At 64.9% G+C, this 15,447-nt stretch carries 17 protein-coding genes; 13 read left to right on the top strand and 4 right to left on the bottom strand.

The features are described 5' to 3' along the window. Positions 1–225: 225 nt before the first annotated feature. Genes NX775_RS02850 through NX775_RS02795 form a run of 12 tightly spaced genes read left to right on the top strand, consistent with a single transcriptional unit; the run spans position 226 to position 10,816 of the window. Positions 226–897, top strand: coding sequence for a TorD/DmsD family molecular chaperone (locus NX775_RS02850; RefSeq protein ID WP_258834619.1), 672 nt, complete (start codon positions 226–228; stop codon positions 895–897). Beyond that, on the top strand, positions 887–1,096 hold the full coding sequence (locus tag NX775_RS02845) for a formate dehydrogenase (RefSeq protein WP_258834618.1): 210 nt from the start codon (positions 887–889) through the stop codon (positions 1,094–1,096). The genes NX775_RS02850 and NX775_RS02845 overlap by 11 nt, the downstream gene beginning before the upstream one ends. A 30-nt stretch (positions 1,097–1,126) precedes the next feature. Further along, positions 1,127–3,946 carry a formate dehydrogenase subunit alpha gene (locus NX775_RS02840; RefSeq protein ID WP_258834617.1) on the top strand — a complete coding sequence of 940 codons (2,820 nt, stop codon included), beginning with the start codon at positions 1,127–1,129 and terminating at the stop codon, positions 3,944–3,946. A 34-nt stretch (positions 3,947–3,980) separates the two neighbouring features. Then, complete coding sequence (gene fdh3B / locus NX775_RS02835) at positions 3,981–4,652, top strand: formate dehydrogenase FDH3 subunit beta (protein WP_258834616.1); 672 nt, start codon at positions 3,981–3,983, stop codon at positions 4,650–4,652. Next, on the top strand, positions 4,649–4,876 hold the full coding sequence (locus NX775_RS02830) for a hypothetical protein (protein WP_258834615.1): 228 nt from the start codon (positions 4,649–4,651) through the stop codon (positions 4,874–4,876). The genes fdh3B and NX775_RS02830 overlap by 4 nt, the downstream gene beginning before the upstream one ends. A 9-nt stretch (positions 4,877–4,885) precedes the next feature. Further along, a complete protein-coding gene (locus NX775_RS02825) occupies positions 4,886–6,013 on the top strand; it encodes a formate dehydrogenase subunit gamma (RefSeq protein WP_258834614.1) in 1,128 nt (375 codons plus the stop codon). A gap of 8 nt (positions 6,014–6,021) precedes the next feature. Next, positions 6,022–6,471 carry a hypothetical protein gene (locus tag NX775_RS02820; RefSeq protein ID WP_258834613.1) on the top strand — a complete coding sequence of 150 codons (450 nt, stop codon included), beginning with the start codon at positions 6,022–6,024 and terminating at the stop codon, positions 6,469–6,471. After that, complete coding sequence (locus tag NX775_RS02815; RefSeq protein WP_258834612.1) at positions 6,468–7,025, top strand: hypothetical protein; 558 nt, start codon at positions 6,468–6,470, stop codon at positions 7,023–7,025. Before NX775_RS02820 ends, NX775_RS02815 begins: the two co-directional genes overlap by 4 nt. A gap of 16 nt (positions 7,026–7,041) precedes the next feature. After that, a complete protein-coding gene (locus NX775_RS02810) occupies positions 7,042–7,485 on the top strand; it encodes a DUF3305 domain-containing protein (protein ID WP_258834611.1) in 444 nt (147 codons plus the stop codon). After that, positions 7,482–8,114 carry a DUF3306 domain-containing protein gene (locus NX775_RS02805; protein ID WP_258834610.1) on the top strand — a complete coding sequence of 211 codons (633 nt, stop codon included), beginning with the start codon at positions 7,482–7,484 and terminating at the stop codon, positions 8,112–8,114. Before NX775_RS02810 ends, NX775_RS02805 begins: the two co-directional genes overlap by 4 nt. After that, positions 8,111–9,790, top strand: a complete 1,680-nt coding sequence (locus NX775_RS02800; RefSeq protein WP_258834609.1) for a 4Fe-4S binding protein — start codon at positions 8,111–8,113, stop codon at positions 9,788–9,790. Before NX775_RS02805 ends, NX775_RS02800 begins: the two co-directional genes overlap by 4 nt. 33 nt (positions 9,791–9,823) lie before the next feature. Then, entirely contained in the window at positions 9,824–10,816 is a 993-nt protein-coding gene (locus NX775_RS02795; RefSeq protein WP_258834608.1) for an MBL fold metallo-hydrolase, read from the top strand. Positions 10,817–10,877: 61 nt separating this feature from the next. Here the strand turns inward: NX775_RS02795 and NX775_RS24015 are convergent, their stop codons facing one another. From NX775_RS24015 to NX775_RS02770, 4 genes are all read right to left on the bottom strand, one after another. Next, on the bottom strand, positions 10,878–12,482 hold the full coding sequence (locus tag NX775_RS24015) for a methyl-accepting chemotaxis protein (RefSeq protein WP_307732042.1): 1,605 nt from the start codon (positions 12,480–12,482) through the stop codon (positions 10,878–10,880). A 307-nt stretch (positions 12,483–12,789) separates the two neighbouring features. Further along, complete coding sequence (gene fghA / locus NX775_RS02780) at positions 12,790–13,641, bottom strand: S-formylglutathione hydrolase (protein ID WP_258835098.1); 852 nt, start codon at positions 13,639–13,641, stop codon at positions 12,790–12,792. A 61-nt stretch (positions 13,642–13,702) separates the two neighbouring features. Beyond that, positions 13,703–14,284: a chromate transporter gene (locus NX775_RS02775; RefSeq protein WP_258834607.1), complete on the bottom strand. Its 582-nt coding sequence runs from the start codon at positions 14,282–14,284 to the stop codon at positions 13,703–13,705. Beyond that, on the bottom strand, positions 14,281–14,889 hold the full coding sequence (locus NX775_RS02770; protein WP_258834606.1) for a chromate transporter: 609 nt from the start codon (positions 14,887–14,889) through the stop codon (positions 14,281–14,283). The genes NX775_RS02775 and NX775_RS02770 overlap by 4 nt, the downstream gene beginning before the upstream one ends. Positions 14,890–15,030: 141 nt before the next feature. On the opposite strand from NX775_RS02770, the gene NX775_RS02765 reads away from it, so the two are divergent. Then, positions 15,031–15,249, top strand: coding sequence for a hypothetical protein (locus NX775_RS02765; RefSeq protein ID WP_258834605.1), 219 nt, complete (start codon positions 15,031–15,033; stop codon positions 15,247–15,249). Positions 15,250–15,447 lie beyond the last annotated feature (198 nt).

Here is a 15,447-nt window from a genome sequence, read left to right as displayed (position 1 = left end):
CCTGTGTTGAATATTTTATAAAAGTATAAGCCGACCCGGCTCGCGCACGGAAGGGGCGGCTGGCTTTTACGGATCTGCCATGTGCTGCGCATTGCCCTTTGTCGCGGTATGAGGTTGATATTCTCAATTGTGCGCCCCGATAATTTCCCGACAAGTAAAGTTCATGTAACGTTCAGTTACACCTTGTATCGCGACTTACTCGTAATTACAGGCGACCGACCTGCAATGCATGCCATCCAGCTCCCTGCCAGCCACGCGCTCCACGCGCCGCCCAGCCCAGATGACCAGGCCCGGGCCGATCTGTACGCCCTCTTGGCGCGCCTGTTGCTCGCACCGCCCGACATGGCGCTGCTCGATGCCCTTGCCAGCAGCACCCCGATCGTCGCGCAGGGTGGCGACCCTGCACTCGAGCGCTGCTGGGAGCACCTGACGCTGGCGTCGAGCGTGATGGACGCGGGCGCTGTCGCCGCGGAGTTCGACACCCTGTTCATCAGCATCGGCACGCCGCCGGTCGATCCATACGGTTCGCGCTACATCGCCGGCTTCATGAATGACACGCCGCTGGCCGAACTGCGCGCCGACCTGGCGCGTCTGGGCTTGCGCCGTGCGCGTGGCGTCGGCGAGTTCGAAGACCACCTGGGCGCGCTGTGCGAAACCATGCGTGTGCTGATCCTGGGCATGCCCGGCAGCGCGCGCGCATCGATCGAGCAGCAACAACACTTTTTCGAGCGCCATATCGCGCCATGGTGCGAACGCGCACTGGACGATATCGCCGCCGCCGAAGGCGCCAATTATTACCGCCTGGTAGCGCGCCTTGGCGCTGCCTTCCTGGCCATCGAGGCGCAAGCCTTTGAAGTAGGAGAACAAGTCAATGCCCAGAACAATCATGGACGATAAAGAACAGCCTGCCGTGCTGCCCGACCCGGCACGGCGCAGCTTCCTGAAAGCCGCGCCACTGGGCGCGCTGGTGGTGGCTGGTGCGGCGACCGCGGCCGCGCCCGAGGTCGCCCCGGTTGCGGCCGACCCTGCGGAAAAGCGCGGCTACCACGAGACGGAGCACATCCGTCGCTACTATCAGACGGCTGCCTACTGGTAGCGACGACCCACTATCCAATAGGAACACCCCATGTCCCTGGTCAAGTCAACGCGCGACAGCGCCCTGAAACGGCGCCGCTTCCTCGCTGGTGCCGGCGTCATTGCCGGCGCTGGCGCACTGGGGCGCCATCTGCCCCTGGGCGTCATCGAGCAGGCGCAAGCCGATCCGCTGCCCAATACGCCCGTGCCCACCGAAGTCAAGCGCACGGTGTGCAGCCACTGCTCGGTAGGCTGCTCGGTCGACGCCGTGGTGGCCAATGGCGTCTGGGTACGCCAGGAAGCCGCCTTCGATTCGCCGATCAATATGGGCGCCCACTGCGCCAAGGGCGCCTCGGTCCGCGAGCATGCTTTTGGCGAGCATCGCCTGCGCTATCCGATGAAGCTGGTCAATGGCAAATATGTGCGCATGTCGTGGGACCAGGCCATCAACGAGATCGGCGACAAGCTCCTTAAACTGCGCGAGGAAGCCGGGCCCGATGCGCTGATGCTCATCGGCAGTTCGAAACACAATAACGAGCAAGCCTACCTGCTGCGCAAGTTCATGGCCTTCTGGGGCTCGAACAACTGCGATCACCAGGCGCGCATCTGCCACTCGACGACGGTGGCCGGCGTGGCCCAGACCTTCGGCTACGGCGCGATGACCAACTCGTTCAACGACCTGCACCACAGCAAGGCCGTCCTGTTCATCGGCTCGAATCCGGCCGAGGCGCACCCGATCTCGATGCTGCATTTCCTGCACGCCAAGGAACTGGGCGCCAAGATGATCGTCATCGATCCGCGCTTCACGCGCACGGCGCGCTTTGCCCACCATTACGTACGGGTGCGGCCGGGCACGGATATCCCGCTGGTCTGGGGCATCCTGTGGCACATCTTCGAAAACGGCTGGGAAGACAAAAAATACATCAGCGAGCGCACGACCGGCATGGACGAAGTGCGCAAGGAAGTGGCCAAATGGACGCCGGACAAGGTGTCGGACGTCACCGGCGTGCCCGAGTCGGCGGTGCGCCTGACGGCTGAAATGCTCGCCCTCAACCGCCCGTCATCGGTGGTCTGGTGCATGGGGATTACCCAGCACCACGTGGGCACTGCCAATGTGCGGGCACTCTCGATTCTGCAACTGGCGCTGGGCAATATCGGTGTCCCGGGTGGCGGCGCCAATATCTACCGCGGCCACGACAATGTGCAGGGCGCTACCGACGTCGGCCCGAACGGCGATTCGCTGCCTGGCTATTACGGTCTGGCCGAGGGCGCGTGGAAGCACTTCGCCGAGGTCTGGGGCGTCGACTACGAGTGGATCAAATCGCGCTTCGGCTCGAAAGAGCTGATGGAAAAGCCCGGCATCACGGTGTCGCGCTGGTTCGACGCCGTCAACGAGCAGAACCAGTTCATCGACCAGCCGAGCAATCTGCGCGCGGTGTTCTACTGGGGCCACGCGCCCAATAGCCAGACCCGCCTGCCCGACATGAAGGCGGCGATGCAAAAGCTCGACATGATGGTGGTCATCGACCCGTACCCGAGCATGACGGCGGCGATGCATGGCCGCACCGATGGCGTCTACCTGCTGCCGGCGGCCTCGCAGTTCGAGACGCAAGGTTCGTGCACGGCGTCGAACAGGTCGATCCAGTGGCGCGAACGCGTGATCATGCCGCTGTTCGAGTGCAAGACCGACCACGAAATCATGTACCTGTTCGCCCGCAAGCTGGGCTTTGCCGACCAGCTGTGCAAGACCATCAAGGTGGTGCACAACGAGCCGGTGGTCGAGGACATCCTGCGCGAGATCAACCGCTCGTGCTGGACCATCGGCTACTCGGGCTGTTCGCCCGAGCGGCTCAAGCTGCACATGGAAAACAAGCACACGTTCAACCCGACGACGCTGCGCGCCGATTCGGGACCGTGCAAGGGCGATTACTACGGCCTGCCGTGGCCGTGCTGGGGCACCCCCGAAATGAAGCATCCTGGGACGCCGATCCTGTATGACCTGAGCAAGAGCGTGGCCGAGGGCGGCCTGCCGTTCCGGGCCAACTGGGGTGTCGAGCACAATGGCGAGAGCCTGCTGGCGGCCGACGGTTCGGCCAACAAGGATAGCGAACTCGACGTTGGCTATCCTGAATTCGACCACGTGTTCCTGAAGAAGCTGGGCTGGTGGGCCGAGCTCACGCCGCAGGAGCAGGCCATGGCCGAAGGCAAGAACTGGAAGACCGACCTGTCCGGCGGCATCATCCGCGTCGTCATCGCGCACGGCTGCGCGCCGTACGGCAATGCGCGCGCCCGCTGCAATGTCTGGAACTTCCCCGATCCGGTGCCGGTTCACCGCGAACCGCTGGCCTCGCCGCGGCGCGACCTGGTCGCGCAATACCCGACCTACGACGACAAGGCCAACCACTGGCGCCTGCCGACGCTGTACAAATCGGTGCAGGCCGTCGATTTTTCCAAGGACTTCCCGCTCATCATGACGTCCGGGCGCCTGGTCGAGTACGAGGGCGGGGGCGAGGAAACGCGCTCGAATCCATGGCTGGCTGAACTGCAGCAGAACATGTTCGTCGAGATCAACCCGAGCGACGCCGTCCAGATCGGCGCCAAGATCGGCGAGTACGTCTGGCTCGAAACCCCGACCGGGGCGCGCATGAAGATGATGGCGATGGTGACCGAGCGCGTGCCGGTGGGCCTGGTGTGGGCGCCGTTCCACTTCGGCGGCTGGTGGATGGGCGACGACCTGAAAGACAACTACCCGGAGGGCGGCGCGCCGATCGTTCGCGGCGAGGCAATCAATACCGGCTGGACGTACGGCTACGACGCCGTGACGATGATGCAGGAAACCAAAGTGTCGCTGTGCCGCGTGGTACGGGCCTGACGCGACCATCAGGAGAAATACGATGAGCGCAAGAATGAAATTCATTTGCGACACCGAGCGTTGCATCGACTGCAACGGCTGCGTGACCGCCTGCAAGAACGAGCACGAACTGGCCTGGGGCATCAACCGGCGCCGCGTGGTGACGATCAATGACGGCATTCCGGGCGAGCGCTCGGTGTCGGTCGCCTGCATGCACTGCACCGATGCGCCGTGCCTGGCGGTGTGCCCGACCAACTGCATCTACCACACCGAAGACGGCATCGTGTTGCACAGCAAGGACCAGTGCATCGGTTGCGGCTACTGCTACTACGCCTGCCCGTTCGGCGCGCCGCAGTTTCCCGAAACGGGCCTGTTCAACCACCGCGGCAAGATGGACAAGTGCACGTTCTGCGCGGGTGGTCCCGAGCCCGATACGTCCGAAGCCGAATTCAAGAAGTATGGCCGCAACCGCATCGCCGAAGGCAAGCTGCCTGCCTGCGCCGAGCAGTGCGGCACCAAAGCGCTGCTGGGTGGCGAAGCCAACATCATTGCCGACATCTATCGGCAGCGGGTCGAAACGCGCGGCTACGGTCCCGAACTGTGGGGCTGGAAAATCGCTTATGGCAAGCCCAAGCGCGGTGGCCAGATCACGAACAAGGGCAATCTGCCACGCGTGAACCAGAAGGCCAACGATTCGCAGAACGATCCGGGGAGGTTCCCGACATGACACATTGCACCCGCATCCTCAAGGTCTGCGCGCTTGCCGCGCCTCTGCTCCTGACCGGCTGCCTCGAAGTGGACCAGCACCCGCACTGGATCGCGGGCGAGTACGCCGGCAAGCCGGACGATCGCCATTTCCAGCGCCGCTTCCACAATGACCGGCTGGCATGGTGGGCCACGGTCGAGAACCGCAACGGCAAGCAGAACGAGTACAACCGCGCCAATCCCTGAGGAGACATCATGCGAGCCACTTCCAATGCGCTGCGCGCCATGCTCTGTCTGGGGCTGCTGGTACTGGGCGTACTGATGGCGCCTGGCGCCTGGGCACAGGGCAAGAATGAACGCGCCACGCCCGCCTACGCCGAAGAGCAGACCATGCTGCAGATCGAGGCCGATTCACGCGTGCCCGATCCGGGTCTGCTGTCGACCGATTCGGGCCGCGTGCACATGGACCGCCATTACCTGGGCCAGTACGGCACCAAGGAGGGCAATGTGATCGTCCAGCGCGGCGGCAATACCTGGCGCCATCTGCGCAACGGCCCGCTGGCCACCATCGCGGGCTTCATCCTGCTCGGCGTGCCGCTGGCGATCTTCGTGTTCTACAAGACGATCGGTCCGGCCGAGCCGCAGCCCGAATCGGGCCGCAAACTCCAGCGCTTCAACCGCTGGGAGCGCCAGGTGCACTGGGCCACCGCGTTTGCCTTCGTCGCGCTGGGCGTCACGGGCATCATCATCATGTATGGCAAGAACATCTTTCTGCCGTGGATGGGCCACAACGTGTTCTCCTGGGTCGCGATCCTCTCGAAGTACCTGCACAACTTCGTCGGCCCGCTGTTCGTGATTTGCTCGATCCTGATGTTTGCTACCTTCTTGAAGCGCAATTTCTATAACCGCGCCGACTGGCTGTGGATCAAGAAGGGTGGGGGGCTGATTACCCATGAGCACGTGCCAGCCGGTTTCTTCAATGCCGGCGAGAAGGCCTGGTTCTGGGGCGGCGTGGCGCTGCTGGGGCTGATCGTGTCGGTCTCCGGCCTGGTGCTGGATTTTGCCGTGGGCCAGACGCGCTACGTGATGCAGGTGGCAAACGTGCTGCATGTGACGGGCGCGGCGCTGTACATGGCGTTCACGATGGGGCACGCATTCATCGGCACGGTCGGCACGCCCGGCGCCTACGAAGGGATGCGCCACGGCACCGTGGACGAGAACTGGGCCAAGGCGCACCACCGGCTGTGGTACGAGCAAATGAAAACCGGCGTGCCGCCCGGCCTGGACAAGGACGGCAACGTGATTCCTGGCGCAGGCGCGCCGGCGCAGGAGGGCCGTGGCGCTGGTCCCGGACCCCGTCCGCAACCGGGCCCGGCCCACTAAGGACTGCCATGAACCAACGGTCTAATTTGATACTTGCTGGTGTGGCCGCATGCTGCGCCTTGCTCACCGGTTGCCAGCGCGACCGGCCGGCCGCCTCGGACGGCGTCATCCAGACCGGCTACCCGGGCCAGGTGACTGCGGGCGGCGGCAGCAGCGGCCAGGTAATGGCGCGCACGGCGCGGCCTGAAACCGACGCGACCTACGCCGGCGGCACGCCAGGCATCGCCGGCGGATCGGGCGGCAATACCAGCGGCGCAGAAACGGGCGGCACGACGCAGGAGTCGGGCCAGGGACCATCGAGCGGCACGACCCAGCCCACCAGTGCCGGCCGGGCAGGCGCGAATCTGCAGTCGGGCGATACCGGTGGCGCCACCGCGCCTGCGGCAAACCAGCCGGCGCCTGCTGCCAGCAATGCGGCGCCGCAGGGGCCGGCAACGCGCCAGACGGAGGGGAAATGACGAACCAAGCCATCCTGAAGCTGATCCTGAAGCTCAAATTTGTGGCCGGCATGGGGCTGGCCGGCACCGCACTGGCCGCACTGCCACCGCCATCGCCAAAGCAGGCGCAAGCGGCTGCGGCCAAGAAAGCCGAGGCCGACGCCAAGGCGGCCGAAGAGAAAGAACGGCTCGCGGCATCGATGGACAGGGTCAGCAAGCACTGGCGCGAGCGCGCCGCAAGCGAAGGGTTCCGGATCGTGCCGCCCACGGCGCTGGCCAGCGCCGCGCCCGTGCCGGCAAGGGCAGCGTCGGATGTCACGCCACCCGGGGCCGGCATCCCGGCGCCAGCGCCGGCCAATGCTGCGCCCGGTACGGCGGCAGCGGCGCCGGCCACCGGCGCAGCGCCACGCAGCGTGTACGCCCTGCGCGCGGCGACGGTGCCGATCAAGAGCGAAAAACTGGGCACGGCGCGACCAAGCGAGGACGTCAAGCGCGCACCGACGCCGAGCCTGCCGCGTGGCGCCGCGCCCACCGTCAACCGGCCCGGCGTACCGAACGACGCCCACAAACAATGAAAGCCTGGACCCCGTCATGAAAATGGGAAGCATGCCCGTTGCATTCATCATGCAACGCCGCGCTGTGATGCACAAATGGGGCGCGATGGACAGCTGGAGCGCCGTCGGCGTGGTGCCCGACCGCGGCGGCCTGGCCGCGTTGCAGATGCTCAGCGAAAGTGCCCAGCGCGACTATTACCTGGTGTCGGGGATCGAACTCGAACTCTACACCGACGAAAACGAAGGCTATTACGAAAACATCATGGCACCCGACTCGAAGGTGTTCGTGCTGTGGCGCATGGTGGACGGGCGCGCCATGCCGGCGCGCGCCTCTGTCAGCTATGTCGAAGGCACGCGCATGTTCGATTCGGGCGAGGACGCCGACGGCGTGACCATGCCGGCCGAGATCTATCAGTGGGTGGCCAGCTACCTGCGTGACAACTTCACGCCGCGCCCGCGCAAGGGCCGGCAGCACGGATGAGCGATACCCCGATGCCCGAAGAAGGCTTTTTGCGCCGCTGGGCGCGCCTGAAAGCGCAGCCCGAGCCGGCGCCTGTCGATGCGCCGCAGGCCCAGGTCGCTGCTGTTTCGCCTGCGTTGCAGCCGGTTCAGCCCCCCTCTGCGGCGCCGGCCGGGGCGACCGAACGGCCGGCGCCGACGCTGGAAGACGTGGCACTTCTGACGCCCGAGTCGGATTACGCCGCGTTTGTCGCCGGCGGCGTCGACCCAGCCGTGCGGCGCCTGGCACTCAAAAAACTGTTCGCCGACCCGAACTTCGCCGTCATGGACGGCCTGGATATCTATATCAGCGACTACACCAAGGCTTCGCCGCTCACCGACGCGATGCTTGCTTCGCTCAAGCATGCTCCCAATGTGCTCGACCGCCTGTTCGGGAAGAACGATGAGCCGGATGAGGCTGCAGGCCCCGATACACCGCCAGACGACACGCTTGCCGTGCACGACGAGGTGCCTGCGCCATCTCCTGCAACGATGGGCGCCGGCATGCACCAGGCTGCGGAAGCCGATGCCGCGCCCGCGCCCGTGCCCATGCCCATACAGCATGCCGACATGCCGCAAGGTGCACCTGCATCACCACAAGGAACTATATGACGATTCGACTCAGCGACGGTATGCCCGTCGCCCCTGTCCAGCAACAGCATGACGCGCTGGCGCGCCGCGCCGCGCTGCAGGTACTGCACGCATTTCCCGATGTCGAACCGGTCGCCACGGTCGAGTACCGCTCGACGGGCCGCACCCTCGTGGTCGGCGCCGCCCGCGATGCATTGCCACTGGCCGAACGCCTGGCAATGGCGCTGCCGGTCACCGTCCTGCTGCTCGACGAACCCGATGGCGTGGCGCGTCTTTTTCCGGTGCACGCCGCGCGCACGGTGGCGCTGGCCGGCTGGCTGGGCGCGTTCGAGGCGCGCTGGCAGGCGCCGGGCCAGCCGGTGGGCGAGGGCAGGTTCGATCTCGTGCTCGACCTGTGCCCGGTGCGCCTGATCGACAGCCACCAGCGTCCGCATGGCTACCAGGCGCCGGGGCCGGATGGTTCGGCGCGCCTGGCTGCCGTCGAGACACTGCTCGAGATGGTGGGCGACTTCGAGAAACCGACCTACTTCAGCTACAAGGAGCGCATCTGCGCGCACGGGCGCAACGGCATCAAGGCCTGCAGCGCCTGCATCGACATCTGCTCGGCGCGCGCCATCGTCAGTGCTGGCGACAAGGTCCGGGTCAATCCCTACCTGTGCGCCGGGTGCGGCGCCTGCGGGACCGTGTGCCCGACGGGCGCGATGCGTTACGCGTATCCGCCGGTGCCGGTGACCGGCAAGCGGATCCAGGCGCTGCTGCGCGGGTACACCGATGCCGGCGGCGCGCAGCCCGTCCTGCTGCTGCACGATGCATCGGGCCAGGCCGCGCTCGATGGGCTGGGCGATGCAATCCCGGGCCGGGTGCTCACGTATCCGCTGCACCACGTGGCCTCGACCGGCATCGACGTCTGGCTGGCCGCGCTGGCCTATGGCGCGGCCGGCATCTCGATCCTCTGTACGGGCGACGAGGCGCCGCAGTACGTCGAGGCCTTGAGCCACCAGATGCAGATCGCCCAGACCGTACTGGATGGCCTCGGTTACGCCGGGCCGCATTTCCAGCTGATCCGGGTCGACGCCGCAAACGGCGACACGGCGCAGGAGCTTGCGCTGGCGCTGCGGCATGCGCCGCGCGGCGATGCCCCAAGCGCGCCGGCCCTGTTCCACCTGTCGCCAGAAAAGCGCACCACGCTCGATTACGCGCTCGACCACCTGCACCGGCACGCGCCGCTGCAGCCGCAGCATATCGGTCTGCCGGCAGGCGCGCCGTTCGGCGCGCTGGCGCTCGACCGCAAGGCGTGCAGCCTGTGCATGTCGTGTGTGGGCGTGTGTCCGTCCGCAGCGTTGCAGGACGGGCAGGGCACGCCGCAACTGCGCTTCATCGAGAAGAACTGTGTCCAGTGCGGGCTGTGCGCCAATACCTGTCCCGAAAATGCAATCACGCTGGCGCCGCGCATGTCGTTCGCGCCCGAGCGCATTCAGGCAGTGGTCATCAACGAGTCGCAGCCGTTTCACTGCATCCGCTGCAGCAAGGCCTTCGGCACGCTGCACATGGTCGAGAACATGCTGGGCCGGCTCGCGGCGCATCCTGCCTTCACGGGCAATCTGGATCGCCTCAAGATGTGCGGCGACTGCCGCGTGGTGGACATGATGACGCCGACCGACGAGATGCAAGTGACGACGCTCAGGCGCACCCTGTAGCTCAATCAGCAACGTAGCCTGTAAAGGAAGGCAATGATGAAGCACTGGACGAAGCGCGTGGGTAGCCTGTTGACGATGGTGGCGCTGGCCGTGGCGCCGGCAATGGCGCCAGTCGCCGCCGCCCATGCCGGGGGGCAGCAGCCGGCGGCGTTGCCGGCCACCGGAGCGGGCTTTTCGCTGACGCTGCCGGCCACCTCCACTGCGCCGGTCGCCGAGGAGGACGGCGTCCAGTTCATCGGCACGGCGACGGTGCTGATCCGCTACCGTGGCCTGACGATCCTGACCGATCCGAATTTCCTGCACAAGGGCGAGCACGTCCACCTTGGCTACGGCCTGACGTCCAAGCGCCTGACCAACCCCGCGATCGCGCTCGAGGATTTGCCGCCCATCGATCTGGTGGTGCTGTCGCACATGCACGAAGACCATTTCGACAAGCGGGTGCAGGAAAAGCTCGACAAGAATATCCCGATTGTGACGACGCCGGGCGCGGCAAAGGCGCTCAAGAACCTGGGCTTCGTGCGCACCATCGGCCTGGCGCACTGGGACCGGCTCGACGTCGAGAAAGGCGCCACGCGCGTGCGGATCACGTCAGCGCCGGGCAGGCATGGCAAGCTCGGCGCGCAAGCGCTGCTGCCGAGCGTCATGGGGGCGGTGTATGACTTCGGCGCCGACCCCGCGCAACCGGATTACCGGATGTACGTGACCGGCGACACCTTGATCCATGACGATCTCAAGGACATTCCGCAGCGCTTCCCCGGCATCGACCTGGCCTTGCTGCATCTTGGCGGGACCCGCATCCTGGGCGTGTTCAAGGTGACGATGGACGCACAGGACGGCGTCCAGCTGCTGCAGATCGTGCAGCCGCGCCATGCCATCCCCATCCACTACAACGACTACGATGTCTTCAAGTCGCCGCTCGCCGATTTCGCGCGCGAGGTCAAGGCGGCAGGGTGGGGTGACCGCGTCACCTTCCTGGCGCATGGCGAACGCTATCGGTTCGTGCTGCGCAAGCCGCTGGCGAAGTGACGCGGTGCTGATGTGCAGTCACCGCCGTGCACAGGTGCAGGGCGGTGACCGCGGCCGACGATCAGTTGTTGGCGCGTGAAGTCAGTGCAAGGCGAGGCGCCGTGCCCGGGTGAAGCTGGCTTGCCGTCAGCTTGAACAGGCTGACTGCACCGGTCAGGTTATGTGCCTGCATGTGCAGCGATGCAGACGCCGATGCCGCTTCTTCGACCAGCGCTGCGTTTTGCTGCATCGTGCTGTCCATGTCGAGAATGGTGTCGTTGATTTGTTTCAGCTCCACCTGCTGCGCTTGGCCGGCATCCGCGATTTCTCCGATGATATCCGTCACGCGCTTGACGCTCGCGACGATGTCATCCATCGTGCTGCCCGCTTCGCCGACCAGTTTGCTGCCTGCCTCGACCGTCGCAACCGAGTCGCTGATCAGCGTCTTGACGTCCCTGGCCGCTGCAGCCGAGCGCTGGGCCAGGTTGCGCACTTCAGCGGCCACGACCGCAAAGCCGCGGCCCTGTTCACCCGCCCGTGCTGCTTCGACGGCAGCGTTCAACGCCAGGATATTGGTCTGGAAGGCGATGCCATCGATGACGCTGATGATGTCGACGATCTTGGTCGATGAGGCATTGATCGACGCCATCGTCGTGACAACTTGAGAAACGATCGTGCCGCCGTGGGTTGCTACATCGGACGCCGACAGCGCCAGCGTGTTGGCCTGGCGCGCATACTCGCCGTTCTCGCGTACCGTGCCGGCCAGCGTTTCCATCGACGCGGTGGTTTTGTCGAGCGAAGCGACCTGCTGCTCGGTACGCGCCGACAGATCGAGATTGCCTTGCGCAATCTGCGATGAAGCGGCGGCGATGGCGTCCGTGCCCTGGCGTACTTCGCTCACGACGTTGGCAAGGCCTTGCTGCATTCTGTCAAGCGACGACATCAGTTGCGCGATCTCGTCCTTGCCTTCGATCGTGATGTGATGGGTCAGGTCGCCGCCGGCCACGGCATCCGCTGCACTGACTGCCTGGCGGATCGAGTGTGTGATATTACGCAGTACCAGCAACACAATCGTGCTCAGGATCACACCGCAAATCGCCAGGAAGACGACGGCGCGCCACAGGTCGCCAACAAACGCGTCATGCAGGTCATCCATGTAGAGACCCGTCATGAAGGTCCAGTCCCACGGCTTGTAGGTGAGCACATAGGCGCCTTTCGGGAACACCTGCTGCTGGTCCGGGTTGCCTGGCTTGGGCCAGACGTATTCAACCCAGCCTTCTCCGCTGGCTTTGGCAATGGCCGCCACGTTGCGGTACAAGTAGGTGCCGTTGGTATCCTTGAAGTCGCTCAGGTCCTTGCCGATCAGCTCTGCCTTGACCGGGTGCATCAGCATTTTCGGGGCTGAATCGACGACCGTGTAATAGCCATCCTTCCCGTAACGCATGGACTTCAGACGTTTGAGGGCTTGCTGCTGTGCTTCTGCGACGCTCATCGCGCCAGATGACGCCAGTTCCGCGTATTCCTTGACGGTGGACATGCCGACATCGGTCGCAAATCTCAGCGCGATTTTACGTTCCTCGAGACGCTGGGCGTTACTTTCGTACACATGAAGAATCGCCATCACTGACAGGCACAACCAGCTCAGAACGAGTGGCAGGTAGAGTTTGGTACGGAAGCTGAGTTTCATCTTTTTATTGACGTGTTTGACGAACGTGAAGTGGGGATGTGCATCGTGGCGAGCCAGGCGGGCCGGGCAGGAATGACGGGATGCGGATGGGAATTTTAAGAAAGCATTGTATCCTTACGGAAACTTTGTGACTATGGCGATTGTCACTTGCCTTAAGATGATCTAAAGAATGACTGTCTTTGTTGCAGTTATCAGACAGTAATCACTGCGGACAGGTCGCGAGCGAATGGCACGACAACAGGAGGCGGGAGAGCGGAGAAGGGAGCGTACGGGAAAACGGCTTCAGCCTGGCTGAAGCCGCCAAGAATCAGCCGAGCTGACGTGCGTGGAAACGCAGATGGTCTTCGACGAAGGTCGAGATGAAGTAGTAGCCGTGGTCATAGCCTGGCTGGCGGCGCAGCGTGAGCGGCTGGCCGATGCGGGCGCAGGCGCCTTCGAAGGCTTCCGGCCGCAACTGCTCGGGCAGGAACTTGTCGCCCAGGCCCTGGTCAATCAGGATACCGTCCGGGAAGGGCGCCGTTTCCTGCTGCGCCATCAGCGCGCTGGCGTCATATTGTTGCCAGGTGCTTTCATCCGGGCCCAGATAGCCGCCAAAGGCTTTGACGCCCCATGGGCAGCGGCTTGGTGCGGCGATGGGTGCAAACGCCGACACCGAACGGAACAGCTCCGGGTGGCGCAGCGCCATGACGAGCGCGCCGTGCCCGCCCATCGAATGGCCGAAGATGCCCACGCGCGCCGGATCGGCCGGCAGCAGATCAAGCACCAGCGTGTGCAGTTCGAGCAGGTAGCTGTGCATGCGGTAATGGATCGACCATGGCGCTTCGGTGGCGTCAAGGTAGAAGCCGGCGCCGACGCCGAAGTCCCAGCTGTCGGTCTCGCCTGGCACGTTGGCACCGCGCGGGCTGGTGTCGGGCGCCACCAGGATGATGCCCAGTTCGCTCGCCACGCGCTGGGCGCCGGCCTTGGTCATGAACGTTTCTTCGGTACAGGTCAGGCCGGCCAGGTAGAACAGCACCGGCAGCTTCTTGCCGCTGGCCTCGGTGGCCTCGGGCGGCAGGTACACCGAAAACTTCATCGGCAAGCCGATGGCGCTGGAGTCGTGCTGGTAAAAACGCTGCTCGCCGCCGAAGCAGGCATGTTGGTTCAGGAGTTCGGACATCATCATGTGGGGGGCAGTGAAAGATGCGGCCAGTATGCCGCGTCCTGCGAAGGCATGCCAACTACACCAGCTGGAGTGCGCCGAGCACGGCGCCGGACGCCAGCATCCACAGCAGGTGCAGGCGGGTGCGCCAGATGACGATGCAGCTGGCCGCCGACAGCAGCCACAGTGGCCAGTGGTCCGGACCGGCGCCGCTGCCCGAGGCCAGCAGCCAGGCGGTCGACAGCAGCATCGCAATGACGAGCGGGGCCATGCCCTGCTTGAAGGCGCGCACGGCCCGCCGTTCGCGATTGCGATGCGCCCACTGCGCCACCTGATAGGTAAACACGGTCGACGGCAGCATGATGCCGATCATCGCGATGACCACGCCGCAGAGCGCGGCCGCCGTGCTGCCATTGTTCAGGCCGACGTTCCAGCCCAGCAGCGCCACGAACAGCACATTCGGGCCGGGCGACGATTGCGCGAGCGCCACCGAGTCGCCAAACTGCGCCGGTGTCAGCCAGCCCTGGCGCTCGACCAGATAGCGCTGCATCTCGGACGTGGTCGAGATCGCGCCGCCGAGGGACATCAGCGACAGCCCCAGAAAGTGCGTGAACAGGCTGACCCAGTCGTGCCACGTAAAGACGAGCTGCGGCGCGCTCATGGGGTGAGCCTGCGCCAGGCCAGTACGCAGCCCAGGCCACCGAGTCCGAGTACGACGGCCGCCAGTGGAACCCGCACCCAGGCCAGCAGCACGAAGGCGACTGCGGCGATAAGTACGCAGACGATGAGCGGCAGCACGTTCTTGCCCAGCGCGGCCGACATCTTCAGGCCAGTGGCCGCCACCAGGCCTGCAGCGACGGCCGCCATGCCGCGCAGCGCCCCCTGGACCTGTGGCACGTCGGCGAAGCGCGCATATACCAGGGCCAGCGCCAGCACCACGACCAGCGGCGCCGCCAGCAAGCCGGCCAGTGCGCTCATCGCGCCGGCCAGGCCGAAATGGCGCTGGCCGATCATCAGCGCCAGGTTGCACACGTTCGGCCCCGGCAGGATTTGCGCGACCGACCATTCTTCGATGAATTCTTCATTGCTCAGCCAGCGTTTGCGCTCGACCATTTCGCGCTGGATCACGGCCAGCACACCGCCAAAGCCCTGCAGGGCGATCAGCGTGAACGAGACGAACAGGTCGGTGCATGAGGTGGGCACCGGGTGGGCTGCTGCGGCGGCGTCCGGCGGCGCGTTTGGGGAGGGAAGGGGCGATTGGCTCATCCCGTTATTATCGCCGTTGCGCCGTGCTCACGCTCGGCATGACCTTGTATTCGCGGACTGATACACGTTTGCCATTGACTTTGGATTTACTTCGCCAATAATCGTGGTGCATGACACATCCACCATTACCGGAGTTCAGCGATGAAACCACTGCACGCGCAAGACATCCATCCACGCGCTGCCAGCGTGTCCGAGTTGCGATCCAATGCCGGCCAGCGCGATGTCGTCACACGTGGCATTGCCACGTTGGGCGAACTCGGCGTCGTGCCGGCGGTCGAATACCTGAAGTCCAACGGTGTGCGGCCGAAGGTCATCGAGCGTGTTTTGCTCGAGCCCGAACGGCGCCGCGTACTGGCGTAATCCGCACAGCGGCGCGGGCGCTGTCAAGGGTGCGGGCCCCTTTGTTTGGGACAAATCTGCAGTTGTCACCGTCGATGCCTCCCCAATAGGCAACTTGTTGAAAGCCGCCCCGCAGGCCATGTCCAGCGTGTCAAGCCCCCGCTTTTCCACATAGTTATTCACAGACTTTGTGGATATCCAGAACGGTTTTATTTGTCC

This window comes from Massilia aurea, assembly GCF_024753205.1.
In the GTDB taxonomy this organism is placed as follows: domain Bacteria; phylum Pseudomonadota; class Gammaproteobacteria; order Burkholderiales; family Burkholderiaceae_D; genus Telluria; species Telluria aurea.
This window is presented reverse-complemented; position numbering and strand designations above follow the sequence as displayed.